This is a genomic window from Stenotrophomonas sp. G106K1 (assembly GCF_037969685.1).
Lineage (GTDB): Bacteria > Pseudomonadota > Gammaproteobacteria > Xanthomonadales > Xanthomonadaceae > Stenotrophomonas > Stenotrophomonas lactitubi.
In genome coordinates, this window is record NZ_JBBPFR010000001.1 from 217,418 (window position 1) to 242,974 (window position 25,557).

At 66.1% G+C, this 25,557-nt stretch carries 26 protein-coding genes and 1 pseudogene; 16 read left to right on the forward strand and 11 right to left on the reverse strand.

Translation table 11 applies throughout. From position 1 onward, the window contains the following. Window positions 1–8: 8 nt before the first annotated feature. The 3 genes from WKB25_RS00980 to WKB25_RS00990 all read right to left on the reverse strand — a co-directional run bounded on the left by WKB25_RS00980 (window position 9) and on the right by WKB25_RS00990 (window position 2,146). A complete protein-coding gene (locus tag WKB25_RS00980) occupies window positions 9–557 on the reverse strand; it encodes a hypothetical protein (RefSeq protein WP_340568493.1) in 549 nt (182 codons plus the stop codon). A gap of 120 nt (window positions 558–677) precedes the next feature. After that, entirely contained in the window at window positions 678–1,163 is a 486-nt protein-coding gene (gene ybeY / locus WKB25_RS00985) for an rRNA maturation RNase YbeY (protein WP_100552066.1), read from the reverse strand. Beyond that, window positions 1,160–2,146, reverse strand: coding sequence for a PhoH family protein (locus WKB25_RS00990; RefSeq protein WP_180164269.1), 987 nt, complete (start codon window positions 2,144–2,146; stop codon window positions 1,160–1,162). The genes ybeY and WKB25_RS00990 overlap by 4 nt, the downstream gene beginning before the upstream one ends. A gap of 364 nt (window positions 2,147–2,510) precedes the next feature. On the opposite strand from WKB25_RS00990, the gene WKB25_RS00995 reads away from it, so the two are divergent. From WKB25_RS00995 to WKB25_RS01005, 3 genes are read left to right on the forward strand one after another with little or no spacing between them, the layout of a single operon-like run. Beyond that, the gene (locus WKB25_RS00995) at window positions 2,511–3,467 is read left to right on the forward strand and encodes an HlyD family efflux transporter periplasmic adaptor subunit (protein ID WP_340568196.1); all 957 of its coding nucleotides are present in this window, start codon (window positions 2,511–2,513) and stop codon (window positions 3,465–3,467) included. 20 nt (window positions 3,468–3,487) lie between these two features. Then, the gene (locus WKB25_RS01000) at window positions 3,488–4,411 is read left to right on the forward strand and encodes an ABC transporter ATP-binding protein (RefSeq protein ID WP_340568197.1); all 924 of its coding nucleotides are present in this window, start codon (window positions 3,488–3,490) and stop codon (window positions 4,409–4,411) included. Next, entirely contained in the window at window positions 4,408–5,520 is a 1,113-nt protein-coding gene (locus WKB25_RS01005; RefSeq protein WP_340568200.1) for an ABC transporter permease, read from the forward strand. Before WKB25_RS01000 ends, WKB25_RS01005 begins: the two co-directional genes overlap by 4 nt. 60 nt (window positions 5,521–5,580) lie before the next feature. On the opposite strand, the gene miaB is transcribed toward WKB25_RS01005, so the two are convergent. Both miaB and WKB25_RS01015 read right to left on the reverse strand, forming a co-directional pair. Continuing rightward, window positions 5,581–6,999 carry a tRNA (N6-isopentenyl adenosine(37)-C2)-methylthiotransferase MiaB gene (gene miaB, locus WKB25_RS01010; protein ID WP_340568202.1) on the reverse strand — a complete coding sequence of 473 codons (1,419 nt, stop codon included), beginning with the start codon at window positions 6,997–6,999 and terminating at the stop codon, window positions 5,581–5,583. A 133-nt stretch (window positions 7,000–7,132) separates the two neighbouring features. Beyond that, window positions 7,133–7,753, reverse strand: coding sequence for a glutathione S-transferase family protein (locus WKB25_RS01015; protein ID WP_340568203.1), 621 nt, complete (start codon window positions 7,751–7,753; stop codon window positions 7,133–7,135). 81 nt (window positions 7,754–7,834) lie between these two features. On the opposite strand from WKB25_RS01015, the gene WKB25_RS01020 reads away from it, so the two are divergent. From WKB25_RS01020 to WKB25_RS01050, 7 genes are all read left to right on the forward strand, one after another. Beyond that, window positions 7,835–8,803: a WYL domain-containing protein gene (locus WKB25_RS01020; RefSeq protein ID WP_340568204.1), complete on the forward strand. Its 969-nt coding sequence runs from the start codon at window positions 7,835–7,837 to the stop codon at window positions 8,801–8,803. Between the two features lie 46 nt (window positions 8,804–8,849). After that, window positions 8,850–9,773 carry a lytic transglycosylase domain-containing protein gene (locus WKB25_RS01025; RefSeq protein ID WP_340568205.1) on the forward strand — a complete coding sequence of 308 codons (924 nt, stop codon included), beginning with the start codon at window positions 8,850–8,852 and terminating at the stop codon, window positions 9,771–9,773. Window positions 9,774–9,932: 159 nt separating this feature from the next. Beyond that, window positions 9,933–10,553 (forward strand): ubiquinol-cytochrome c reductase iron-sulfur subunit, encoded by a 621-nt coding sequence (gene petA / locus WKB25_RS01030; protein WP_340568206.1) that lies wholly within the window; start codon window positions 9,933–9,935, stop codon window positions 10,551–10,553. Beyond that, entirely contained in the window at window positions 10,553–11,812 is a 1,260-nt protein-coding gene (locus WKB25_RS01035; RefSeq protein ID WP_025875284.1) for a cytochrome bc complex cytochrome b subunit, read from the forward strand. Before petA ends, WKB25_RS01035 begins: the two co-directional genes overlap by 1 nt. After that, the gene (locus tag WKB25_RS01040; protein WP_099820023.1) at window positions 11,805–12,554 is read left to right on the forward strand and encodes a cytochrome c1; all 750 of its coding nucleotides are present in this window, start codon (window positions 11,805–11,807) and stop codon (window positions 12,552–12,554) included. The genes WKB25_RS01035 and WKB25_RS01040 overlap by 8 nt, the downstream gene beginning before the upstream one ends. 134 nt (window positions 12,555–12,688) lie before the next feature. Further along, window positions 12,689–13,324: a glutathione S-transferase N-terminal domain-containing protein gene (locus tag WKB25_RS01045; RefSeq protein WP_089240017.1), complete on the forward strand. Its 636-nt coding sequence runs from the start codon at window positions 12,689–12,691 to the stop codon at window positions 13,322–13,324. 84 nt (window positions 13,325–13,408) lie between these two features. After that, window positions 13,409–13,864, forward strand: a complete 456-nt coding sequence (locus tag WKB25_RS01050) for a ClpXP protease specificity-enhancing factor (RefSeq protein WP_100464519.1) — start codon at window positions 13,409–13,411, stop codon at window positions 13,862–13,864. A gap of 49 nt (window positions 13,865–13,913) precedes the next feature. On the opposite strand, the pseudogene WKB25_RS01055 reads toward WKB25_RS01050, so the two are convergent. The 5 genes and pseudogenes from WKB25_RS01055 to WKB25_RS01075 form a co-directional block, all read right to left on the reverse strand. Beyond that, a pseudogene (locus WKB25_RS01055) lies at window positions 13,914–14,027 on the reverse strand (DUF3301 domain-containing protein); the annotation flags it as partial. A 62-nt stretch (window positions 14,028–14,089) separates the two neighbouring features. Next, entirely contained in the window at window positions 14,090–14,440 is a 351-nt protein-coding gene (locus WKB25_RS01060; RefSeq protein ID WP_340568211.1) for a DUF3301 domain-containing protein, read from the reverse strand. A gap of 69 nt (window positions 14,441–14,509) precedes the next feature. Next, a complete protein-coding gene (locus WKB25_RS01065) occupies window positions 14,510–15,490 on the reverse strand; it encodes a DUF2272 domain-containing protein (protein WP_340568213.1) in 981 nt (326 codons plus the stop codon). A gap of 124 nt (window positions 15,491–15,614) precedes the next feature. Next, the gene (gene nadC / locus WKB25_RS01070) at window positions 15,615–16,466 is read right to left on the reverse strand and encodes a carboxylating nicotinate-nucleotide diphosphorylase (protein ID WP_340568215.1); all 852 of its coding nucleotides are present in this window, start codon (window positions 16,464–16,466) and stop codon (window positions 15,615–15,617) included. After that, on the reverse strand, window positions 16,463–16,732 hold the full coding sequence (locus WKB25_RS01075) for a Trm112 family protein (RefSeq protein WP_089240025.1): 270 nt from the start codon (window positions 16,730–16,732) through the stop codon (window positions 16,463–16,465). The genes nadC and WKB25_RS01075 overlap by 4 nt, the downstream gene beginning before the upstream one ends. A gap of 58 nt (window positions 16,733–16,790) precedes the next feature. On the opposite strand from WKB25_RS01075, the gene purE reads away from it, so the two are divergent. Then, window positions 16,791–17,294, forward strand: coding sequence for a 5-(carboxyamino)imidazole ribonucleotide mutase (gene purE, locus WKB25_RS01080; protein WP_025875268.1), 504 nt, complete (start codon window positions 16,791–16,793; stop codon window positions 17,292–17,294). Beyond that, window positions 17,291–18,439, forward strand: a complete 1,149-nt coding sequence (locus WKB25_RS01085) for a 5-(carboxyamino)imidazole ribonucleotide synthase (RefSeq protein WP_340568218.1) — start codon at window positions 17,291–17,293, stop codon at window positions 18,437–18,439. Before purE ends, WKB25_RS01085 begins: the two co-directional genes overlap by 4 nt. A 180-nt stretch (window positions 18,440–18,619) precedes the next feature. Here WKB25_RS01085 and WKB25_RS01090 read toward each other — a convergent pair whose 3' ends face one another. Next, window positions 18,620–19,198 (reverse strand): superoxide dismutase, encoded by a 579-nt coding sequence (locus tag WKB25_RS01090; protein WP_205403965.1) that lies wholly within the window; start codon window positions 19,196–19,198, stop codon window positions 18,620–18,622. Between the two features lie 120 nt (window positions 19,199–19,318). On the opposite strand from WKB25_RS01090, the gene grxD reads away from it, so the two are divergent. The 4 genes from grxD to ppnN all read left to right on the forward strand — a co-directional run bounded on the left by grxD (window position 19,319) and on the right by ppnN (window position 25,491). After that, window positions 19,319–19,639: a Grx4 family monothiol glutaredoxin gene (gene grxD / locus WKB25_RS01095; protein ID WP_025875264.1), complete on the forward strand. Its 321-nt coding sequence runs from the start codon at window positions 19,319–19,321 to the stop codon at window positions 19,637–19,639. Further along, window positions 19,636–20,433, forward strand: coding sequence for an SDR family NAD(P)-dependent oxidoreductase (locus WKB25_RS01100; RefSeq protein WP_340568221.1), 798 nt, complete (start codon window positions 19,636–19,638; stop codon window positions 20,431–20,433). The genes grxD and WKB25_RS01100 overlap by 4 nt, the downstream gene beginning before the upstream one ends. A gap of 226 nt (window positions 20,434–20,659) precedes the next feature. After that, entirely contained in the window at window positions 20,660–23,848 is a 3,189-nt protein-coding gene (locus WKB25_RS01105; protein WP_340568223.1) for a carboxypeptidase regulatory-like domain-containing protein, read from the forward strand. 254 nt (window positions 23,849–24,102) lie between these two features. Continuing rightward, a complete protein-coding gene (gene ppnN, locus WKB25_RS01110; RefSeq protein WP_340568224.1) occupies window positions 24,103–25,491 on the forward strand; it encodes a nucleotide 5'-monophosphate nucleosidase PpnN in 1,389 nt (462 codons plus the stop codon). The last annotated feature ends 66 nt before the right edge of the window (window positions 25,492–25,557 follow it).

A 25,557-nucleotide genomic window follows, 5' to 3' on the forward strand; every position in this document is an offset into this window, starting at 1 on the left:
GGGGCCTGTCAGTGACCCTCGCCAGCCGGGGCGGCGGCCGGGCCCTCGTCCTCGGCCGGCAGGTCCAGGCTGTAGGTACAGCCGGCCAGGGTCTTGCCCGGGTGGCTGGCGACGGTGGATACGCTGAGGATGATCGACTCGATCTGCGCCTCCCCGGTCTTCGGGTCGGTCACATCGCGGCTGACCAGCTCGCGCCCGGCCATGAACTTGCCGTCCTGGTCGTAGCCGATCTCCAGGGCCAGCTGCCTGGCCAGCGGCCGCGGGTCGGCCTGGTCGAGCACGGCCATGACGCTGGCGCCGGCCACGGCTACACGCTCGGTCTGCTCGCCGAACACGGTGATCGGGCTGGCCAGCCGGTACTCGCTCATGAACTGGTTGCCCTGCGGCAGCGGCTGCAGGCCATGCGCGACGGCCTTCAGCGGATCGGCCAACAGGGGTGCCAGCGCGGCATGCTCGGCCACGCCCTGGCGGCATTCGATCAGGGCAGGCAGGTCCAGCGGCGCGGCGGAAGCGGTGGCGGCAAACAGCAACGGCAGGGGCAGGAAGGTACGCAGCAGCACAAGCGAGGTTCCGTGGTAGAGCCGAGCCCACGCTCGGCTGCTTTTGGGTCGGGTCTGCGGGGCGCGTGGCGCACCATGGCCGAGCATGGGCTCGGTCACGCAAGGCCTGGCCCGGCGTCAGCGCTCGCCCGCGTACGGGTCGTCGATGCCGAGCTCGGCCAGGATCTCGCGCTCCAGCTGTTCCATCGCCTCGGCTTCCTTGTCGTCCTCGTGGTCCCAGCCGAGCAGGTGCAGCACGCCGTGCACGGTCAGATGCGCGTAGTGGGCATTGAGCGCCTTGCTCTGCTCGTCGGCTTCACGCGCCACCACCGGCGCGCAGATCACCAGGTCGCCCAGCAGCGGGAACTTGACGCCCTTGGGCAGGCCCTCCGGCACGTCGGCCGGGAAGCTGAGCACATTGGTGGCGTAGTCCTTGCCCCGGTAATGCCGGTTCAGGGATTGGCCTTCCTTGCTGTCGACCACGCGGATGGCCAGGTCGGCCTCGCGGATACGGCCCTTGAGGGCCGCAGCCACCCACTTGCGGAAGCTGACGGCCGAGGGCAGGCCTGCACGCGGCAGGGCATAGCTGACGGCGACATCCAGTCGCACGGGACCACGGGTCATGGAGTCGCTCCAGGTTGGATCTGATGCAGGTCGCGGCGGTCGTAGGCGCTGACGATGCGTGCCACCAGCGGGTGGCGGACCACGTCGCGGGCTTCGAAGAAGGTGAAGCTGACGCCCTCCACATCGCGCAGTACGTCGATCGCATCGCGCAGGCCGGACTTCACGTGCTTGGGCAGGTCGGTCTGGGTGAGATCGCCGGTGACCACTGCGGTGGAACCGAAGCCCAAGCGGGTCAGGAACATCTTCATCTGTTCGATGGTGGTGTTCTGCGCTTCGTCCAGGATCACGAACGCATCGTTGAGCGTGCGGCCGCGCATGTAGGCCAGCGGTGCGATCTCGATGACGTTCTTTTCCAGCAGCTTGAGCACCTTTTCCACACCCAGCATTTCGTACAGGGCGTCGTACAGCGGTCGCAGGTACGGGTCTACCTTCTGGCTCAGGTCGCCGGGCAGGAAGCCCAGCTTCTCGCCGGCTTCGACCGCCGGACGCACCAGGATCAGGCGCTGCACGCGCGATTCGTTCAGTGCTTCCACCGCGCTGGCCACGGCCAGGAAGGTCTTGCCGGTACCGGCTGGGCCGATGCCGAAGTTGATGTCGTGGCTGACGATCTGGTGCAGGTAGCGGCTCTGGTTGGAACCGCGCCCGCGCACGGTACCGCGCTTGACCTTGATCGCCACGTCCTGCGCTTCGTAGGAGCGATCGGCAATCTGTTCGATGTTGGCCGCGTTCAGGCGCAGGTGGATGCCGTGGCTGTCGAAGGTGGTCTCGGCGGCTTCTTCATACAGCGCCTCGATCAGCTTCTGCGCCTCGGCGCTGGCCTCGGCCGGTCCGCTGATGCGGAACACGAAGCCGCGGTTGGCGATTTCCACGCCAAGCTTCAGTTCGATCTGGCGAAGGTGGCCGTCGAACGGGCCGCACAGGTTGGCCAGCTGCGCGTTGTCTTCCGGCGACAGGGTGAAGTCTCGATGCTCGATGCTTTTCATTGCTTGGGGTGGGGCGGGGTCGCCGTCCACCGCGATGGCGTCAGGGACGACAAGGGTAACGCGCGAGGCGGCAGGACGACAGTTCTCCACACCGGGTGTGGACCGGCGTCGAAGAAACCTGTGGATAGTCCTTCGCAGCGCTTGTGCCACAAGGAAGATGATGCGGTGGTGAAAATTGTGCCAGTGCCAGCAGGGTTCTCCACATGCGGTGTGGACGGTGTTGCCGTGAACCTGTGGATAGGTGGCAGCGAGCCTTGCGGCATTGGCGTTGCCGGCGGGTGATCAATTATTGATCAGCCCTGTTCTGGATCATTGCGGGTGCACAGGGAGCGTGGCACCGTGGCGCCATCGGAGGAGGTGGCGCATGGCCGTGGGCACGTGGATGCGCAGGATCGGGCTGCTGGGCAGCTGCCTGCTGGCGGGCTGCGGCGAAGCACCGCCGGCGGCACTGGGCACGCTTGAATGGGACCGGATCAGCGTGCCCGCACCGGCGGCGGAAGTGATCAGTGCCGTTGACGTGCGCGAAGGGCAGGCGGTCAAGGCGGGCGCGCTGCTGATGCGCCTGGACCCTGCCCGTGGCGCCGCCCAGCTCGACGCGGCACAGGCCGAAACCGCCCGCGCGCAGGCACAGCTCGAGGAACTGCAGGTGGGCCCGCGTCCGGAGCAGATCGCCCAGGCGCAGGCACAGCTCACGGCGCTGCGCGCGCAGGCGGCGGAAGCCACCGCGTACTACCGCCGGGTGCAACCGCTGGCCCGTCAGCGGCTGGTCGCTGCCGCCGACCTGGACCGGGCCCGCGCAGCCGCCGACAACGCCGTGGCCAGCGTACGCGCAGCCGAACAGGCGTGGCTGGAGCTGCAGCGCGGCAACCGTCGTGAGGACATCGCCCAGGGCGAGGCCACCTCGCGGGCGACACAGGCACAGGAGGTCGTGCAGGCCGTCAACCTGCAGAAGCTGCAGCTGCGCGCGCCGCGCGACGGCGTGGTCGATGCGTTGCCCTATCGGCAGGGCGACCAGGCACCGATCGGTGCGCCGTTGGTGGTGATGCTGGTGGGCGAACGCCCGTATGCGCGCGTGTACCTGCCGCAGCCATTGCGCCTGCAGGTGAAGGTGGGGCAGGCGGCGCAGGTTCAGCTGGACGGTGCGACCACCGTATTGAAAGGGCACGTGCGGTCGATCCGCAGCGAGCCTTCCTTTACGCCGTATTACGCGCTGACCGGTGATGACGTCTCGCGGCTGAGCTACCTGGCCGAGATCGAGCTGGACGACAGTGCCGACATGCAGGCGCTGCCCGCCGGGCTGCCGGTGCAGGTGCGCTTCTGAATCCCGTCGATGGCATTGCCGTGCGCGCGCAGGGCCTGAGCCGCCGTTTCGGCGATCTGCTGACGGTGGACAACGTCGATCTGCAGGTGCCGCGCGGACAGGTATACGGCTTCCTCGGCCCGAACGGCTCGGGCAAGTCGACCACCATCCGCATGCTGTGCGGGCTGCTTGAACCGAGCGCGGGCGAGATCGATGTGCTGGGCCTGGCGATCCCCGCGCAGGCCGAAGCGTTGCGCCGCCGCATTGGCTACATGACCCAGCGCTTTTCGTTGTACGAAGACCTGTCGGTGCGGGAAAACCTGGAGTTCCTGGCCGCCATCCAGGATCTACCGAGGGCGCATGCACGGCAACGGGTCGATGCGCTGCTGCAGCAGTACCGTCTGCAGGACCGCCAGGTGCAGTTGGCCGGCACTCTCAGTGGCGGGCAGAAGCAGCGGCTGGCACTGGCTGGTGCAGTGATCCATGCGCCAGAACTGCTGTTCCTGGATGAGCCGACCAGTGCGGTCGATCCTGAGTCGCGTCGCGACTTCTGGGAGGCGCTGTTCGAACTCGCCGATGCCGGCACCACGGTGCTGGTGTCCACCCACTACATGGACGAGGCCGAACGCTGCCACCGGCTGGCGATCCTCGATCGCGGTGCCCTGGTGGCTGATGGCACCCCGGCCGAGTTGTGTGCGCAGCTGCAGGGCCGCACCCTGAAAGTAACCGCCTCGCAGCCCCGGCAGGCCAGCCGCGCGCTGGCGAGGTTGCCGGGTGTGCTCAGCGTGGCCCAGATCGGCACCGAACTGCGTGTGCTGTGCAGCGAGGGCGCGGGCGATACCGCCGTGTTGGCGCAGGCACTTGCCGCCGCCGATCCACAGGCCAGTATCGAAGCGGTGGCGCCCAACCTGGAAGACGTATTCGTTGCCGCCACCCGTGGCCGTGGACGGGAGCCGGCCGCATGAGCGTGCGACGCCTGTGGGCGATCATGCTCAAGGAGCTGCGGCAACTGCGCCGCGACCGCATCACCCTGGCGATGATCGTCGGCATCCCGGTGATGCAGCTGCTGCTGTTCGGCTATGCGATCAACCTCAACCTGCGGCACCTGGATGCCGGAATTGCCGATCAGGCCAATAGTGCGGCGTCGCGCGCGCTGGTACAGGACATGGTCGCCACTGGCGTGATCACGCCGCGCGCGCAGGCCTATACGCCCGATCAACTGATGGAGGCGCTGCGACGTGGCCGCATCAGCGTGGGTATCGTGATTCCCGCCGATTTCGAACGACGCCGCTACGAAGGCCGCGAAGCCGTGCAGGTGCTGGTCGACGGCAGCGACACGGTGGTGCAGAGTGCGGCGATCCAGCTGGCGCAGGTACCGCTGGACACGCGCCCGGCCAGCAACGAGCGGCCGCTGCGTGAAGGCAGCATCGCCAGCGGGCAGGTGAGCGTCATCAGCTTCTACAACCCGCAGCGGCGCTCGGCGGTGAACATCGTGCCCGGCCTGATCGGGGTGATCCTGACCATGACCCTGGTGATGTTCACCGCAGTGGCAGTGGTACGCGAACGCGAGCGCGGCAACATGGAACTGCTGATCGCAACGCCGGTATCGCGCAGCGAACTGATGGTCGGCAAGGTGTTGCCCTATGCGGCGATCGGCCTGGTGCAGACCACGCTGGTGCTGCTGCTGGGGACCTGGCTGTTCGAGGTTCCGATCCGCGGCAGCCTGCTGGATGTCTATCTCGCCGCGGTGCTGCTGGTGCTGGCCAACCTCGCACTGGGCCTGTTGATTTCCACGCGCGCGCGCTCGCAGTTCCAGGCCATGCAGATGACCCTGTTCCTGTTCCTGCCTTCTATCCTGCTGTCGGGTTTCATGTTCCCGTTCGCCGGCATGCCCAGGCCGGTGCAGTGGCTGGCGGAAGTACTGCCGCTCACCCATTTCCTGCGCCTGGTGCGCGGCATCATGCTGCGCGGGGCCTCTCTGTGGGAGCTGTGGCCGGACGCACTGGCACTGCTGGTGTTCATCGTGGCGATGATGACCCTGGCCATCCTGCGCTTTCGCAAACGGCTGGATTAGGGCATGCCGACCAACGGTCGGCATCCACCCCTGTAGGTGCCGACCGTTGGCCGGCACACCTTATTCCGCCACCACTCGGCCGCGCAGCGAATTGGTCAGCGCTTCAGTGATCACCACGTCCACGAACTGGCCGATCAGGCGCGGATGCGCCGGGAAGTTTACCGAACGCATGTTCTCGGTCTTGCCGGTCAGCTCGTTCGGGTTCTTGCGTGAGGGGCCTTCCACCAGCACGGTCTGCACGCTGCCAACCATCTTCTCGGAGATGCCTGCAGCATGCGCATTGATGCGTTCCTGCAGGCGCGACAGGCGAGCATGTTTTTCCGCATCGCTGATCGTGTCTTCCAGGTCCGCTGCCGGGGTGCCCGGGCGACGCGAATAGATGAAGGAGAAGCTGTGGTCGAAGCCGATGTCCTCGATCAGTTTCATGGTCTTCTCGAAATCCGCATCGGTCTCGCCGGGGAAACCGACGATGAAGTCCGAACTGATCGAGATATCCGGGCGTACCGCACGCAGCTTGCGGATCTTCGACTTGAATTCCAGCGCGGTGTAACCGCGCTTCATCGCCGACAGCACGCGGTCGCTGCCAGCCTGCACCGGCAGGTGCAGGAAGTTGGCCAGCTGCGGCACATCGCGGAACGCATCGATCAGCGAATCGCTGAACTCCAGCGGGTGCGAGGTGGTGAAGCGGATGCGACCGACGCCATCGATCTCGGCGATGGTGCGGATCAGCAGGCCGAGGTCGGCGAACTCGCCGTCGCCATACGGGCCGCGGTAGGCGTTGACGTTCTGGCCGAGCAGGTTGATCTCGCGCACGCCCTGCGCGGCGAGCTGTGCCACTTCCACCACCACGTCCTCGAACGGGCGGCTGACTTCGGTGCCGCGCGTGTAGGGCACCACGCAGAACGAGCAGTACTTGGAGCAGCCTTCCATGATCGACACGAACGCCGACGCGCCATCGGCACGTGGTTCGGGCATGCGATCGAACTTCTCGATTTCCGGGAAGCTGATGTCCACCTGCGGGCGCTGCTGTTCGCGACGGGCGCGGATCAGCTCCGGCAGGCGATGCAGCGTCTGCGGGCCGAACACCAGGTCGACGAACGGCGCACGCTTGATGATCGCCTCGCCTTCCTGCGACGCCACGCAGCCACCGACGCCGATGATGACCTCGCGGCCCTGGTTCTTCAGGCTCTTCCAGATGCCCAGCTGGCTGAACACCTTCTCCTGCGCCTTTTCGCGGATCGAGCAGGTATTGACCAGGATGACGTCGGCGTCCTCGGGACGATCGGTCAGTTCCAGTCCATCGCTGGCGGCGAGCACGTCGGCCATCTTGGCCGAGTCGTACTCGTTCATCTGGCAACCGTGGGTCTTGATGTACAGCTTGCCTTTCACCTGGTCGGGCTTGCGCGGACCAGCGGGCAGGGCAACGAGCGGGGTACCGCCCGGCGTGGCGGGCGGAAAGACGTCTGGCGTCCCGGTCATGGCGCTTAATCCATTCGGGTGGCGGGAAAGGGGGCGATTCTACCCGCATCCCGTACCGCCCGCCCGGCGCATGGCCCCGCGCTACCTGCATCCCGCCCCGTTCGGTAGCGCCGGACCGTGCCCGGCGGGTGCCTTACGCCGCCACCAGCTCCGCGTCGATCTGCCGGGAGCGGTCGAAGGCGGTCATCGCGCTCATCCGTTCGATGTAGGCGGCCGTCGCCGGTGCTGGCTGCACCAGGCCGAACGCACTGGTCCATGCCAGTGCATTGCCCCACAGCACGTCGGCCGCACTCATCACCTCGCCCAGCAGGTACGGTCCCTGCGCCAGCTGTGCTTCGATCACCTGCAGCACCGTATCGGCGTCGTTGTAGGGCGACATCGCATGCGGCGGCGGGTCGCGACGCATTGCCCGGTCGATCATCGCCGGCTCGAAGCAGGCGCCATAGAAGGCCATCCAGCGCAGATAGGGGCCGCGCAGGGCGTCGCCGATCGGCGGTGCCAGCCCGGCTTCCGGGTACAGGTCGGCCAGGTACAGGTAGATCGCCACCTGCTCGGTCACCAGGGCACCGTTGTGGACGATGGCCGGCACCTTGCCCATCGGATTGATCGCCAGATAGGCCGGGGCCAGGTTGGCGCCAGCCTTCAGGTCCAGCACCTGCATGCGGTAGTCGGCGCCCAGTGCTTCAAGCAGGGCCACCGCGCCGCTCGAGCGTGAACGGGCGGCGTGGTAGAGGGTGATCTGGCGTGACGTCATGGCATTGCTCCTTGCAGGTGGGTGGTGAAGTGGGGTCCATGCTGGGGCACAATTGCGGACGACTTCTGTCCTCGATCCGTCATGCGCCATACCGCCCATCGCCTGCTTCGCCTGATCTCCCTGCTGCAGGCCCGTCGCCACTGGTCCGGTGCCGAGCTGGCCGATCGCATGGGCGTGGACCGGCGCAGCATCCGCCGCGATGTCGAGCGTCTGCGCGAGTTGGGGTACCCAGTGCAGGCGTCGGCCGGCGTCGGCGGCGGCTACCGGCTGGGCGCGGGCGCACCGGTGCTGCCGATGCTGCTGGACGAGGAAGAGGCCACCACACTGGCGATTGCCCTGCGTGCGGCCTCTGCCACGGTCTCCGGCATTGACGACACCGCACGGGGCCTGCTGTCCAAGCTCGACCCGCTGGTGCCGGCGCGTCGCCGCCAGCAGGCCGGCGAAGTGCATGCCGCCACTGCGACCCTGTCCGATCTGCCATCCACCGATGCGCGCCTGCTCGGGCGGTTGGCCCAGCACTGCCGGCAGGCCGCGCGGCTGGCCTTCGAGTACCGCAGCGCGCAGGACGCGGTGACGCAACGGCAAGTCGAGGCCCAGCACCTGGTCAACTACGGGCGGCGCTGGTATCTGCTGGCCTGGGACCTGGGCCGGCAGGACTGGCGCACGCTGCGCGTGGACCGGATGGGCGCGGTGCGGCATCTGCCCGAGCCTGGCCTGCACCGGCGAACCCCGGCGCCGCCGGATGTGATGGTGCGGCAGGCGGTCAGCCAGGCGCCGTTCGCGCTGCAGGCCATCCTGCGCCTGGCCGGCAGCGAGGTGGAGCTGGCCGGGCGCATTCCGCCCTGGTGTGGCGTGCTGGAGGCCGATGGGCCAGACCATTGCCTGTTACGGATGGGCGCGGAAAGCCGCGGCATGATGCTGGCGCAGATCCTCAGCCTGGACCGCCTGCCGGTGGCGTTGTGGACCACGCCGACCGAACTGCGCGAGGAGTTGGCCGAGCGTCTGGCCGGACTCGGCCAGGTCCTGGCCGTGCCCGCGGTCACGGTCTGAGCAGGCGCTCTTGGCAAGCCGCAGCGAAGCTGGGACACTCGCGGCCATGAAGGGGAGACTGGGGATAACGGCGATCATCATCGCTGCGCTGACCGCTGCGCCGGCCAGCGCCGGCACCCTGTACAAGTGCCTTGGCGCCGATGGGGTCACCAGCTATGTCAGCAAGCGGGTGGCCGGTGCCCAATGCAGCACCATCAGCTACACCCGCAGCGCGGGCAGGGCGGTGCGCGCCCCGATCATCAGCTCGGCTCCGACGCCCGTGCCCGCGCCTGCTGCAGTGGTGGCCAGCGCCGAGCGCAACCCGGTTGCCGTTGCCGCCAGCGCTGCCAGTCCCGCTGTCGCGCCGGCTCCTGCGGCAGCGTCCGCGCCGGCCGGTCCACGCGGCGGCAAGATGGTCAGCGGACAAGTCTATTCGTACATGCAGGACGGGGTGCGCCACTACACCAGCGCACGCCCGACCCAGGTCGCCAATCTCGGCCCGGTGCGGACCATCCGCTACAGTTTCATGGAGCGCTGCTACGCCTGCGGCGTCAATCCCCGCGTTGATTTCGGCAGCGTGCGCCTGAACACCACGGCCTTCCAGAGCGAGATCACCTCGGCCGCACGCGAATTCGGGGTGGAAGAGGCGGTGGTGCGCGCGATCATCCATGCCGAGTCGGCCTACAACCCGACCGCGCTCAGCCGTGCCGGTGCCCAGGGCCTGATGCAGCTGATGCCGCCCACCGCCGCACGTTTCGGCGTCAGTGATTCCTACGACGCCGGGCAGAACATCCGTGGCGGTGTGCAATATCTGGCGTGGTTGTTGAAGCGGTTCAACGGTGATCTGACCCTGGCCGCTGCCGGCTACAACGCGGGCGAGGGGGCGGTGGATCGCCATCGCGGCGTGCCTCCCTACAGCGAGACCCAGTATTACGTGCGCCGGGTCGGCCAGCTGGCCGAGCGATATCGCACGGTGCTGAGCAAACAGTAGTGCCGGGCCATGCCCGGCAACCCCTCAAACCAATGTTGTTGCAATGCGTTGTGTGGCGCGCGACGGTTCCGCTACACTCGACCGAGATTCAATGCGGCTCTGGCCCCCACCGGAACCGCTGGCAGCCTTAAAGCTACCTAATCAATATCGGAGTGCCGGATGGCCAACGATGGGGTATTCGATCCAGTCAACACCGGACGTCGGCGTTTTCTTACTGCCACCACAGCCGTGGTGGGCGCCGTCGGCGTCGGATTTACCGCAGTTCCTTTCATCAAATCCTGGAACCCCAGTGCCCGCGCCAAACTTGCCGGCGCACCGGTGGTGGCCGACATCAGCGCCCTGCAGGAAGGTCAACGCCTGATCGTGGAATGGCGTGGCCAGCCGATCTGGATCGTCAAACGGTCCAAGGCGATCCTCGATGCGCTGCATGGGCTGGATGGCCGTCTGAAGGACCCCGAGTCCGGCGAGAAGGACCAGCAGCCGGAGTACGTGCTCAAGCAGAACCCGGAGCTGCGCTCGATCAAGCCCGAAATCTCGGTGCTGGTCGGTCTCTGCACGCACCTGGGCTGCTCGCCGGAAATGGTGGGTGAAATCCGCCCCGAGCCCTACGACCCACAATGGAAGGGCGGCTATTTCTGCCCCTGCCACAAGTCGCGCTTCGACATGTCCGGCCGCGTCTTCAAGGACGTGCCCGCACCCATCAACCTGAAGGTGCCCGCGCACCATTACCAGGACGACAACACCATCATCATCGGTGTCGATCCGCAGGGGGCTGCCTGATGTCCAACATCCTCAGCCGTACCGCCACCGGCGTGGCCGACTGGGTCAATGCCCGCGCGCCGGGGTTGATGCCGATCTACCGCAAGCATGTCAGCGAGTACTACGCGCCGAAGAACTTCAACATCTGGTACTACTTCGGCTCGCTGGCGCTGCTGGTGCTGGTCAACCAGATCGTCACCGGCATCTTCCTGACCATGCACTACAAGACGAATGCCGCCGAAGCATTCGCCTCCATCGAATACATCATGCGTGACGTGGAGTGGGGCTGGCTGATCCGCTACATGCACTCCACCGGTGCCTCGCTGTTCTTCATCGTGGTCTACCTGCACATGTTCCGCGGGCTGCTGTATGGCAGCTACCAGAAGCCGCGCGAACTGGTGTGGATCCTGGGCATGCTGATCTACCTGGTATTGATGGCCGAAGCCTTCATGGGCTACGTGCTGCCGTGGGGCCAGATGTCGTTCTGGGGTGCCAAGGTGATCATCTCGCTGTTCGGCGCCATTCCAGTGATCGGCAACGGCCTGACCGAATGGATCATGGGCGATTACCTGCCCAGCGACGCCACGCTCAACCGCTTCTTCGCACTGCACGTGATCGCGCTGCCGCTGGTGCTGCTGCTGCTGGTGGTGCTGCACCTGGGTGCGCTGCATGAAGTGGGATCGAACAACCCCGATGGCGTGGAGATCAAGAAGGGGCCGAAGGGCAACCGCTGGTCACCGAACGCGCCGACCGACGGCATTCCGTTCCATCCCTATTACACGCTCAAGGATGGCGTAGGCGCGGGCTTCCTGCTGATCATCGCGGCCTTCATCATCTTCTTCGCACCGGCCTTCGGTGGCCTGTTCCTGGAACACGACAACTTCACCGAAGCCAATCGCCTGGTCACCCCCGAGCACATCAAGCCGGTCTGGTACTACACGCCGTACTACGCGATGTTGCGGGTGGTGCCGAACAAGCTGGGTGGCGTGATCGTGATGTTCTCGGCCATCGCCATCCTGTTCCTGGTGCCCTGGCTCGACCGCGCCAAGGTCAAGTCCTACCGCTACCGCGGCTGGCTGTCGCGCGGCCTGCTGGGCATGTTCGTGGTGTGCTTCGCGTGGCTGATGGTGATCGGTTCCGGTCCTGGTACCGATGCACACGAGACCTATGTCGGGCGGGTGCTGACCTTCCTGTACTTCGCCTTCTTCATCACCATGCCGATATGGACAAGGCTGGACAAGACCAAGCCGGTACCGGAAAGGGTGACCACGCATGACTGAGCGCTGGATGGTCCGGCTGGCCCTGGCGGCCGCCCTGATGCTGGGCAGTACCCTGGCCATGGCCGCCGAGGGCGGCACCAAGCTGCTGCAGGCCGGCAACGACCTGGGTGACCGGGCGTCGCTGCAGCGCGGCGCCCAGCTGTACATGAACTACTGCAGCGGCTGCCACGCATTGAAGTACCTGCGCTATTCGCGGATGGGCGAAGACCTGGGGCTGAGCGAGGAAGAGGTGATGAACAACCTCAACTTCACCGGCTCGGCGATCGGCGATCCGGTGCCGGTGGCAATGCCCAAGGAGCAGGCCGAGAAGTGGTTCGGCAAGATGCCGCCGGACCTGAGCCTGATTTCGCGGGTGCGCGGCAGCGACTGGATCTATACCTACCTGAAGTCGTTCTACCTGGACAGCAGCCGCCCGCTGGGCTGGAACAATGCGCTGTTCGCCAACGCCTCCATGCCCAATCCGTTGTGGGAGATGCAGGGCCTGCAGCATGCGGTGCATGGCAAGGCCGAAGCGCCGGGCATGGACCCGCCGGTGACCGGCCTGCGCATCGAAAGCCCGGGCTCGGTCGATGCGGGCCAGTACGACCAGGCCGTGCGCGACATCACCAACTTCCTCGAATACGCCGGCGAACCGGCTGCGCTGAAGCGGCAGCAGCTCGGTGTCTGGGTGATCCTGTTCCTGGCCCTGCTGACCTTCCTGGTGTACCTGTTGAAGAAGGAATACTGGAAGGACGTGCACTGATCCAGAGCTGGCCATTGCATCGGGCCTATTGGCTTTTGTGATGGTCGGTTGCACACTCGGGGAGGAGTCGACCGTCAGCACGGTGCTGGCGGCGCCGATGCGGCAGGCGGTCTCCTGTCGTAGGAGAGCCTTTGATGGCGGCGAGCGTACGCATGCGCAATACACTGACGCTGTTTTCCTCGAACGACGATGTACTGTGCCACCGTGTGCGCCTGGTGCTGGCGGCCAAGGGCGTGAGTTTCGACTTCGTTCCGGTCGATCCACAGAACCCGCCGGAAGATCTGATCGATCTCAATCCGTACCATTCGGTGCCAACCCTGGTCGAGCGCGAGCTGGTGCTGTATGCCGCCTCGGTGGTCAGCGAGTATCTGGACGAGCGCTATCCGCACCCGCCGCTGATGCCGGTTGACCCGCTGTCGCGCGCGCGCATCCGCCTGGCCATGCTGCGTATCGAGCACGATTGGGTGCCGCAGGTGCAGGCGATCCAGCTGGGCAACAAGACCCAGGCCGAGGCGGGGCGCAAGCGGCTGAAGGAACTGTTGACGGCCTCGCTGCCGTTGTTCAAGGCCAGCAAGTTCTTCCTCAACCCGGAAATGAGCCTGGCCGACTGCGCGATGGCGCCAATCATCTGGCGCCTGCAATCGCTGGATGTGCCGTTGCCGAAGGACAGCAAGGCCATCGAGGACTACGGCAACCGGATCTTCCGCCACCCCGGTTTCGTCCGCAGCCTGACCGATCAGGAAAAGAAACTGCGCGATCTGCCGGGCTGATCCGGCATCCGCTTTCCCGTCTGCACGCCGACCGGCGTGCAGGCGATCCGCCCCGGCAGGGGCGTCGGGCGCTACACTTCACGCATGACCGAAGACTTCTTCCACATGACCAGCCACCGCCCGTACCTGTTGCGGGCACTGGTGGAATGGATCAATGACAACCAGCTGACTCCGCATATCCTGGTCGACGCCGGCGTTCCCGGCGTGCAGGTTCCGCCTTCGGCCGTCAAGGACGGCAGGGTGGTGCTCAACATCGCCGAGCGCGCAGTCGTGCGGCTGGTGATCGACAACGAGTCGGTGAGCTTCTCGGCGCGCTTCTCCGGCACCAGCTATCCGGTGCAGGTGCCGATCAGCGCCGTGTTGGCGGTGTACGCCCGTGAGACCGGGCAGGGCATGGCGCTGCCGGATGACATTCCCGGTGGCGAACCGGCGCAGGCCAGCGACGAGCTGCTGCACGACGATGAGCAGACGCCGCCGGACGACACGCCTCCCGCTGGTCCGCCGCCCAAGGGCCGTCCGACCCTGCGCGTGGTCAAGTAGTTTCCGCAGCTTTTCATCCACGCATGGCGTGGATGCACTTGCTTACACATCACTCGGCATCTTCATTGTCCGTGCGGATCTGGCTGATCCGCGCCGCGCCCGGGCCAGTGAAGGAAACCAGCTGGTCGCCGCGCAGTACCATGCGGCCGGCATGGCGATCCACGCATGGCGTGGATCTACCGGCGGGATGTCCAGTAGATCCACGCCATGCGTGGATGCTTCTGCTCACACATCCTCGGCATCTTCATTGTCCGTGCGGATCTGGCTGATCCGCGCCGCGCCCGGGCCAGTGAAGGAAACCAGCTGGTCGCCGCGCAGTACCATGCGGCCGACATGGCGATCGATGCCGTCGTAGGAATACTCGAACTTGAAGGTGCGCTCGAAACCGAGCCGGCCATCTTCCCCACGCGACAGCCGTAGACCCGTGGCGTGCACCGCCTGGTCCAGCCACTGCACATCGGCGGCACGGCAGGCATTGCGGCCCAGTTCGACCGCACGTTCGGCGGCCGAACGCGCGGCGTTCCAGAAGAAGTAGACGATACCGCCGGCAATCAGCAGGAACAGCAGGGTGGGCATGGCTTCAGCCGTCAGGTGTCGATCCGCCAAAGATGGCGACGAATGGCGACCGGATCAAGCGGCATCTGCTCAGCGATTGGTGCCAGGCTCCGTTGCCGTCTGCAGCGGCACCGGTGTCGGTGCAGGGGGTGCCGTCGGCGGAAGCGGTGCAACCCGCGGTGCAGAGGCATTCAACTGCAGCAGTGCGGCCCAGTCCTGCCGGTTGAAGCTGCACTCGTCCTCGCGACCCGGTGTGCAGGTCGGGTCGATGCCGGTGGTGTCGCGCTCGCGCGGCGGCGGCAGCTTGATCATGCCGGTGCGATCCAGTTGCAGCAGGCGCATCGCCACGGTGTTCATGACATTGCCGCCCACCAGGTAAAGCGTCTGGTCGCCACCGAGGTTGGCCGCCACCACCACTTCGCAATGCGACTTCCAATGGCCGACCGAGCCGTTGCCCAGGGCCTGCACCAATCCGCTGTAGCTGAGTGTGCTGCTGCGGTCGCGCAGGAAGCACAGCAGGTCGCCCGGTGCCGGCTTGGCGGTGGCCGGGTCCACCAGGCGGTAGGGCACGCCGGAAGCGCCTGCCTGGTAGGCAGCCCGGATGTAGTCGATATGGCGCGGGGAAGTGTTGAAGCCGGGTACGCCGGCACGCACCATCACCCAGGAAATGAAGGCGGCCGACCATGGATTGTCGATCAGGAACGCGCGGCAATCGCTGTCGGTGTAGCGCGATCCCAACGGGGCCAGGCAGCTGCTGGCACCCGGCTGGCTGCCCAATGCATTCAGCGTGCCGCTTTCGCGCCAGTAGCTGCTGACCCGTTGCCAGGCGATCAGGCCATTGTCGGCCAGGTGATCGCTCTCGGCCTCGGTGACACTGAGACTGGCGGCGCGGCCGTCACGATCGATGAAGGGGCGGAACCAGAGGCGATGTTCGTTGCAGGCAGTGTTGCGGATGGCGATCGCCAAGGGGCTCAGGCCGAAACGCGGGGGTACTTCGCAGGCTTCGACGGCGGCGGCCGAGAAGGGCATCGCGGCCAGCATCAGGCAGGCAGGCAAGAGCATCCGGCGCATGCGCGGCTCCTGTGGGGGATGGTTGCAGCGTCGCAGCGCCGTTGTGAACGCCGGGTGTGAGAATGGGGTCAGATCCCTTTTCCTTTGGAAAAGGGATCTGACCTCGAGGCCCGCGTCCCCGGCATCAGCCCGGTGGCGGACCCAGTTTCAGTGAGAGATCGATGGCCTGCACGTGCTTGGTCAGGCCGCCGATGGAAATGCAGTCCACGCCATCTTCGGCGATCGAGCGCAGGCCACCGAGGCCGACGCTGCCGGACACTTCCAGCGGAATGCGGCCTTCGGTGATGCGCACCGCTTCGCGCCGCAGCTCCGGGCTGAAGTCGTCCAGCAGGATGCGTTCACAGCCGGCCTGCAGCGCCTGCCGCAGCTGTTCCAGGTCCTCGACCTCGACCACCAGCGGCAGTTGCGGCCATTGCCGGCGGGCGGCCGACACTGCGGCAGCCAGGGAGCCGGCGGCGCGGATGTGGTTCTCCTTCAGCATCACCGTGTCGTACAGTCCGAAGCGATGGTTGTCACCGCCACCGCAACGCACTGCGTACTTCTGCGCCAGACGCAGGCCGGGCAGGGTCTTGCGGGTATCGAGGATGCGCGTGCCTGTACCTTCCACCGCAGCCACGTAGCGTGCAGTGGTGGTGGCGGTGCCGGACAGGGTCTGCAGGAAATTCAACGAGGTGCGTTCGGCGCTGACCAGGCTGCGGCTGCGCCCATGCAGCAGCGCCAGCACGGTGCCCGCGCTGACATGGTCGCCTTCGGCTACCCGCCACTCGATCTGCACGTCGGCATCGAGCGCGCGATGGGTGGCATCGAACCACGGGCGGCCCGCGATCACCGCATCCTGCTTGCACAGCAGGTAAGCGCTGTCGGGCTGGTCGGGCAGCAGGGCGGCGGTAACGTCACCGCTGCCCAGGTCCTCGGCCAACGCGCGGGCAACATCGGCCGCGACGACGGCTGGATCCGGCGTTGGCAGCGCGCTCATGCGGTCGGGAAGTCGGCGATCTGTGCGGTCGGGATGGCTTCTTCGGCCAACAGCACCGGAATACCGTCGTCGACGCGGAACACCTGCTTGCGGTCGCGGGTGACCAGCGCCTCGCGCAGCGGCTGCGCCAGCGGGTTGCCATCGGCGCGGTTGACGGTGCCGGCGGCAATCGCCCGGTTGAGGGCTTCCAGGCCCTTGCCATCCAGCAGGGACAGGGGCTGGCGGGTGTCGGGCGATACCAGCAGGTCGAGCAGCTTGCGATCCATGGTTCTTCGTCTTGCGTGGAAGATGGCTAGAATACGTCTTTAAGGCAGGTGACGGCCAATGACCCCCAACCCGATCGCGCCGCTTGTCGGCATCGTCATGGGTTCCCGCTCCGACTGGGAAACCATGCAGCACGCCGCCCAGAAGCTTGAAGCTCTGGGTGTTCCGTTCGAAGTGAAGGTGGTGTCCGCGCATCGGACGCCGGATGTGTTGTTCAGTTATGCCGAGCAGGCGGGTTCGCGCGGGCTGCGCGCGATCATTGCCGGCGCCGGCGGTGCCGCGCATCTGCCGGGCATGATCGCGGCCAAGACCGCGGTGCCGGTGCTGGGCGTGCCGGTGCAGTCCAAGGCCCTCAATGGCATGGATTCGCTGCTGTCGATCGTGCAGATGCCGGCCGGCATCCCGGTCGCCACCTTCGCCATCGGCAATGCCGGCGCCTCCAATGCCGCGCTGTTCGCCGCGGCGATGCTGGCCAGCGACCAGCCCGCCATCGGCCAGGCGCTGGACAGCTTCCGCGCGCGCCAGACCGAAGACGTGATGGCCCACGACGATCCGCGCCAATGAGCCTTACCGTCGGCATCCTCGGCGGCGGTCAGCTCGCCCGCATGATGGTCCTGGCCGGTGCGCCGCTGGGACTGCGCTTCGAACTGTACGACCCGGCGGCCGACGCCTGCAGCGGCCCACTGGCGCCGCTCACCGTCGGCGCCTTCGATGATCGGCAGGCGCTGGCGGACTTCGCTGCCAAAGTCGATGTGGTGACCTTCGATTTCGAGAACGTACCCGCTGACAGCGCGCAATGGCTGGCCGATCGCGTGCCGGTCTACCCGCCGCCGTCGGCGCTGGCGGTGGCCCAGGACCGGTTGAGCGAGAAGACCCTGTTCCAGCAGCTGGATATCCCTTTGCCGGCGTTCGCCGATATCCGCAGCCGCGAAGAACTGGCGGCCAAGGCCGCCGAGTTCGGTCTGCCGTGCATCCTCAAGACCCGCCGCCTGGGCTACGACGGCAAGGGCCAGTTCCGCCTGCGCAGCGAAGCGGACATCGATGCGGCTTGGCAGGCGCTGGGTGCGCAGGTCGAGCGCACCGGCCTGATCCTCGAGGGCTTCGTCGCCTTCCAGCGCGAAGTCAGCGTGGTGGCCGTACGCGGCCGCGACGGCAGCTTCCAGGCCTGGCCGATCACCGGCAACTGGCATGTCGACGGCGTGCTGTCGGCCAGCGTGGCGCCGGCGGTGCTGTCCGCTGCCGAGCACGAAGCGGCGATCGGCTATGCCCAGCGTGTCGCCGAACACCTGCAGTACGTGGGTGTGTTCGCGCTGGAGCTGTTCTGCCGTGATGGCGAACTGCTGGCCAACGAGATGGCGCCGCGCGTGCACAACTCCGGTCACTGGACCATTGAAGGCAGCGAAACCTCGCAGTTCGAGAATCACCTGCGCGCGGTGCTCGGCCTGCCGCTGGGCAGTACCCGCATGCTTGGCCATGCCTGCATGCTGAACTGGCTGGGGGCGATGCCTGATCCGGCGCCGGTGCTGCAGCAGGCCAGTGGGCATTGGCACGATTACGGCAAGGAATCGCGTGACGGCCGTAAGGTTGGTCACGCGACGTTGCGTGATGATGATGCAAGCGCACTGGCCGATGCGTTGGTGCAGGTCGGCCTGGAGCTGGATCGCCAGGCCCAGGTGGCCCCGGCCGTGCACGCGCTGCGCAACGGCTGATCAAGGTGATGCCGGCCGTCGGCCGGCAGACGTCGCTGATCTTGGTAGTGCCGGCCGCTGGCCGGCAAAGCCCACCAAGGTGGGCAAGCTACCAGGGCAATGCCCACCAAGGTGGGCCACCGCCACGGCACAGCGTGATGCCGGTAGCGCCGGGCCATGCCCGGCGGATGCCCGTCCGTATCAGCGCAGCTGGCTCTCGGCGAACTCCCAGTTCACCAGTTGCCAGAATGCTTCCAGATAACGCGCACGATCATTCTGGTAGTCGGTGTAGTACGCGTGTTCCCAGACATCGCAGCACAGCAGCGGCGTGCTGTCGCCGGTCAGCGGCGTGCCTGCATTGCGCGTCGCCTGCAGGCCGAGCTGCCCACCCGGGTGCTGTACCAGCCACACCCAGCCGGAGCCGAACAGGCCAAGCGCGGTCCGGTTGAACTCTTCGCGAAGACGCTGGCCGTCACCGAACTGGCGCTTGACCAGCTCGCCCAGGCGGCCCTGTGGTTCGCCACCGCCGCGCGGGCGCAGGCACTGCCAGTAGAACCCGTGATTCCAGGCCTGGGCGGCGGCATCGAACAGCGCGCCCTGGGCGTGGCGGACGATGTCCTCCAGCGTGGCTTCTTCCCATTCGGTGCCGACAATTGCGGCATTGACCGCATCGACGTAGGTGCGATGGTGTCGGCCGTGATGCAGTTCCACGGTCTGTGCCGACAGGTGCGGCTGCAGGGACGAGGGCAGGTAGGGCAGGGCGGGCAATTCGACGGGCATGGACAGGTTCGTGGCCAGGGGGGCGGCGGCAGCCGGTACCATCGGCTTACAATGGGGGCTACCGTGGGCAGTCTAGCCGACCATCACGGTTGGTTTGTCCGGCGAAGCAAGGAGTGAGGTGTGGCGGTAATGCAGCAAATCCAGGCCGAGGTGGATCGTTACCCGCTCGTGCTGTTCATGAAGGGCACCCCGCAATACCCCATGTGCGGCTATTCCAGCCGCGCCGTGCAGGCCTTGATGGCCGCAGGTGCCGTCGCGCTGCGCACGGTCAATGTGCTGGAAGAGCCGGAGATCCGTGCCAACCTGCCGCGTTTCTCCAATCTGCCCACTTTCCCGCAGCTGTTCATCAACGGTGAGTTGATCGGCGGCTGTGACATCGTCATGGAGCTGTTCGAAGCCGGCGAGCTCAAGCGCATCGTCGAAGAGGCCGCGCAGGGATGAGTGTCTGGCCATCGACGTCACCGGCAGACGGGGCGCTCGATGGCCACCCGTTGCAGGATCGCGTGGTGCTCGTTGCCGGCGCCGGCGGCGGGCTGGGGAGTGCCGCCGCTGTGGCAGCCGCCGAGGCGGGAGCGACCGTGGTCCTGCTGGGGCGCAAGCCGCGCCGGCTGGACCGGGTCTACGCCCAGGTGCAGGCGGTCGGGCCGGAACCCCTGTTGTACCCGTTGGACCTGGAAGGTGCAGGTCCTGACGACTATGCCGAACTGGCCCAAGCGGTGGCGCAGGAGCTGGGACGTCTTGATGGCCTGCTGGTCTGTGCAGCGCACTTTCCCGGCCTGACCCCGTTCGAGCTGGCGGACCCGGCCAGTTTCGCCCGTGCCGTGCACGTCACCCTGACCGCACCGGCCTGGCTGGCCCAGGCCTGCCTGCCGTTGCTGCGCCAGCGTGAAGATGCGGCGCTTGTGTTCACCGTCGATGCCCCCGAGCGGGTAGGGCGGGCGTATTGGGGCGGCTATGGCGCCGCCCAGCATGGCCTGCGCGGGCTGATCGGCAGCCTGCATGACGAGCTGGCCCGCAGCCCGGTGCGGGTAAGTGGCCTTTACCCCGGCCCCTTGCGTACTGCCCTACGGGCGCGGGCCTATTCGATCGACCAGGACCCGGCCGCGCGTGGCCCGGAGGCTGCCGCTGCGGCGGCCGTGACCCTGTTGTCCGCCGCTGGACAGGCGTGGCGGGGGCAGGTGTTCGATGCGGGCAATCCGCCATCGACGGGTGAAGACGTTCGTAAAGCGGAATGAAGATCCCGTCACGATAGCGTTGCGATCCGGTGCCGTTTGTCGCACAACCGTCACATTGAAAGCGTAGCGTGTTAATCTAGTGTTAACCGTTGCGGCAGCTGCCGTTCACGGTAGGGAACCCCAGATAAATGTCCGGACAGCCGCCCGCAAGGCTGCTCGGATGCGCTTTTTTTCCGCCATCGCCAACTCGCATCGAGGCTACCGAACAATGACTCACCCATTCCGGATGTCCAAGCTCACCCTTGGTCTCGTGGCTGCGCTCGCCGCCGCTCCCGCCTTCGCCCAGAGCACCTCTGCCGGTGTCGGCGGCCAGGTCGTGTCCCGCGCCGGCCAGCCCGTCGCCGGCGCTGAAGTCACCATCACCCACACCGAGTCGGGCACCGTTTCGCGTGCGACCACCGATGCGGCGGGTCGTTACAACGCGCGCGGCCTGCGCGTGGGTGGTCCGTACTCGATCACCATCACCAAGCCGGGTGAGGGCACCAAGACCGAAGATGGCGTCTATCTGGGCGTGAACCAGACCGGCACCATCAACGCCACCCTGGCCGGCGACCTCGCCGCGACCAACCTGGACACCGTGCAGGTCACCGCCGTCGGCGGCGGCTCGGAAGTGTTCAGCGCCACCAAGATGGGTTCGGGCACCAACATCAGCCAGCAGCAGATCGAAGTTGCGCCGTCCATCGGCGGCAACATCCAGGATCTGATGCGTCTGGATCCGCGCGTGACCTTCATCGATCGTGCTTCGGGCTCGATCTCGGCCGGCGGCCAGAACCCGCGCTTCAACTCGATCAGCATCGACGGCGTCTCGGCCAGCGACACCTTCGGCCTGGAAGGCAACAACATGCCGACCCGCCGCCAGCCGGTCGCGATGGAAGCCATCGAAGCACTGGACATCAACCTGTCCAACTACGACGTCAGCATCGCTGCTGCCGCCGGCGCCACCGTCAACGCGGTGACCAAGTCGGGTACCAATGAATTCCACGGTTCGGTGTACGGCACCTACCGTGACGGTGACTGGTTCGGCGACAACCCGGAAGGCCAGCCGTTCAATGGCTTCACCAAGGAAAAGACCTACGGCATGACCGTCGGTGGCCCGATCGTCAAGGACAAGCTGTTCTTCTTCGCCAACTACGAGAAGTTCGAGCAGTCCGCTCCGGGTGCCGACCTGTCGACCACCCCGCTGGGCAAGGCCAATGGCCAGTTCACCCTGGCTGACGTGACCCGTGCGCAGCAGATCGCGCAGGGCTACGGCATCGAAGCCGGTGGTCTGGAAAGCAATGGCGACACTTCGATGGAAGAGTACGCGTTGAAGCTGGACTGGAACATCAGCGACAACCACCGTGCCAACATCCGTTACAGCAAGATCGACCAGAGCAAGCTGCGCATCAACGGCATGACCACGAGCTCGGCGTCGCTGAACTCGTACTGGTACCAGCACAACAAGACCAACGAGAGCTACGTCGCCCAGCTGTTCAGCGACTGGACCGACACCTTCTCCACCGAGTTCAAGGCCTCGTACCGCGAGTTCTCGGCGATCCGTGCGGTCAATACCAACGCCCCGAGCGTGCGCATCTACTTCGATGGCACCGCGGCTGCACCGTCGGGTGACTCGCTGTACCTCGGTACCGAAGTCAACTCGCAGGACAACATCCTGAAGACCAAGGCGTGGAACTACTACGGTGCAGGTACCCTGACCCTGGGTAACCACGACCTGAAGTTCGGTGCCTCGTACGACACCAACGACATCTACAACTACTACGGTGCCAACTCGTGGGGTGCCTACACCTTCTACGGTCTGGACAATTTCGCTGCCGGCCGCTGGAGCACCTACGATTACGCCCCGGAGCGCACCCCGGGTTCGATCGCAGCTGATTACAAGTACAGCAACCTGGCCCTGTTCGTGCAGGACACCTGGTACGTCAACAGCAACCTGACCCTGACCCTGGGTCTGCGCGCCGACCGTCCGGACACCAGCCCGAACCCGACCTACAACGCTGCTGCGTCGAACTTCTTCGGCTACAACAACAGCAAGGTCTTCGAAAGCAAGTTCCTGGTGCAGCCGCGCTTCGGCTTCAACTACACCTTCGACACCGAGCGTCCGACCCAGCTGCGCGGTGGCGTGGGCCTGTTCCAGGGTGATTCCCCGCAGGTGTGGCTGAGCAACAGCTACTCGGCGACCGGCTTCAACACCAGCGTGTACAACGTGCGTGCCTACAATCCGGCCCTGCCGTTCAATGGCAACAAGGACAACCAGCCGGTACCGACCGGTCCGGGCTCGACCCAGCAGAACGTCAACTTCGTCGGTAATGACTTCAAGCTGCCGTCGATCTACAAGGCCAACCTGGCCTTCGACCACGAAACCCCGTGGTACGGCATCGTGGCTTCGGCCGAGCTGCTGGTCACCAAGGTCAAGGACGGCCTGTTCTACCAGAACCTGAACCTGGGTCCGGTGCAGTACCAGGGTCCGGATGGTCGTGACATGTACTACGCGCAGAACAAGGTCGGTGCGTGGGCCAATGGCGACGCGCGCGTGCAGCGCAACAAGGACTACAACAACGTCTACCTGATCAACAACACCGACAAGGGCCGTACCTCGCAGTTCACCGCGTCGCTGTCCAAGCCGTGGAGCGACACCAGCGACTGGTCCTGGAACATCGGCTACACCTATACCGATGCCACCGAAGTCGGCTCGCTGACCAGCTCCACCGCCAGCTCGGGTTGGAACTACCAGTACGCCTTCGACGCCAACAACCCGGTCGAGAACACCTCGCGCTACCAGATCCGCGACCGCCTGTCGGGCTCGCTGAACTGGAAGCACAAGTTCTTCGGTGACTACGAGACCAAGATCGGCCTGGTGTACGAAGGCCGCAGCGGCCGTCCGTACAGCTACGTGTACGCCAACGATGCCAATGGCGATGGCCGTTCGGCCAACGACCTGTTCTACGTGCCGAAGGGCCCGGGCGACGTGCTGTTCGGTAACCTGGCTGCCAATGGCCAGTTCACCGCCAACGCGCAGATGGAGAAGGACTTCTTCACCTGGCTGGCCGCCAATCCGGACCTGGCCAAGTACGCAGGCAGCTCGGCGCCGGCCAACGGCTTCCGCAGCGGCTGGATCAACACCTTCGACATCCGTATCAGCCAGCAGCTGCCGGGCTTCATGAAGGGTCACAAGTCGGAGATCTGGCTGGATATCCAGAACGTCGGCAACATGATCAACAAGGACTGGGGCAACATCTACGACTACGGCTTCTTCGCCGACAGCCGCGTTGCCACCCTGCAGGGCATGTACCAGGGCAAGTACGTGTACAACTACCGCGGTGCGGACACCCCGACCGTCGCCAATGCCGACGCCGATGGCTTCGACGTGGGCGTGTCGCAGTGGTCGCTGCAGCTGGGCTTCCGCTACCAGTTCTGATGAACTGACGTAGCAACAGCTGTGCACGGAAACGGCCGGGGAAACCCGGCCGTTTCCCGTTCAGGCGAAAGTCCTTGCGGGGGTGCCTGCATCGGCGTAGCATCCAGACACGTGCGCGGCGCAGATGCCGCCGAAGCGGTCCCGGAGCGGCGAACGCGGGACGCACCCATCCAACGGTCGGGCTTCCCGGCCGTTTTGCTTTTTAAGGGGGCGGCAGTACAGTCGGACACCTTAAAGGAAGCAGAAAAGTGGATATGACAACGAGTGAAAAGGCAGCGCGGACGCTGCCGGTGCAGGACGCGCGGATCTACCCGCGTGGTGGACTGGATGTGCTGTCGCGGGCCGAAGTCGCGCGCCTGCGCGATGCCTCCGGTGGTGGCATGCATGAGCTGCTGCGCCGCTGCGCGCTGGCCGTGCTGACCAGTGGCAGTGCCTCCGATGATCCGCGCGCCGCGCGCGATCTCTATCCCGACTTCGACATCCAGGTGGCGCAGCAGGATCGCGGCGTGCGCATCGACCTGGCCAATGCGCCGGCGATGGCGTTCGTCGATGGCGAAATCATCCGCGGTGTCGCCGAACTGTTGTTTGCGGTGGTCCGCGACCTGGCCTACATGGCCATCGAGATGGGCCCGGCCTACGCGGCCGAGCTGGAGTCGTCCGAGGGCATCACCAATGCGGTGTTCGGGCTGCTGCGCAACGCACGCATCCTCAACCCGGGTGACCCGAACCTGGTGGTCTGCTGGGGCGGCCACTCGATCTCGCGCGACGAGTATCTGTACACGAAGCAGGTCGGTTACGAGCTGGGCCTGCGCGGCCTGGACATCTGCACCGGCTGCGGCCCGGGCGCGATGAAGGGCCCGATGAAGGGCGCCACCATCGCCCATGCCAAGCAGCGTCGCACCGTGACGCGCTACATCGGCCTGACCGAGCCGGGCATCATCGCCGCCGAGTCGCCGAACCCGATCGTCAACCACCTGGTGATCATGCCGGACATCGAGAAGCGCCTTGAGGCCTTCGTCCGCATCGGCCACGGCATCATCGTGTTCGCCGGTGGCGTGGGTACCGCCGAGGAGATCCTATACCTGCTCGGCATCCTGCTGCGCGAGGAGAACAAGGATCTGCCGTTCCCACTGATCCTGACCGGCCCGACCGTGGCTGCGCCGTACTTCGAGCAGATCGACCGCTTCATCCGCCTGACCCTGGGTGACGCTGCGGCTGAGCGCTACGAAATCGTCATCGGCGATCCGGTGGCGGTGGCCAAGAAGATGTCGGCCGGCATCAAGCGCGTGCGTGAGCACCGCCTGGCGCAGAAGGATTCGTTCTTCTTCAACTGGTCCATCGAGATTCCGTGGGAGTATCAGCAGCCGTTCGTGCCGACCCACGAAGCGATGGCGGCGCTGGACCTGCATCACGGGCGTGCACCGCACGCGCTGGCCGCCGACCTGCGCCGGGCGTTCTCGGGCATCGTCGCCGGCAACGTGAAGGAAGACGGCATGCGCCGCATCGAGGAGTTCGGGCCGTTCCAGATCCATGGCGACCCCGACATGATGCAGGCCCTGGACGCGTTGCTGCGTGCCTTCGTCGAGCAGCGCCGGATGAAGATCTCCGGCGAGTACCAGCCCTGCTACCAGGTGCTGGCGTAAGCCAGGCGAGGGCGGCTGGACGGCGCGGCGGGGCCGTGCCGGACCGGCCCGGGCAGGCCGGTTCGT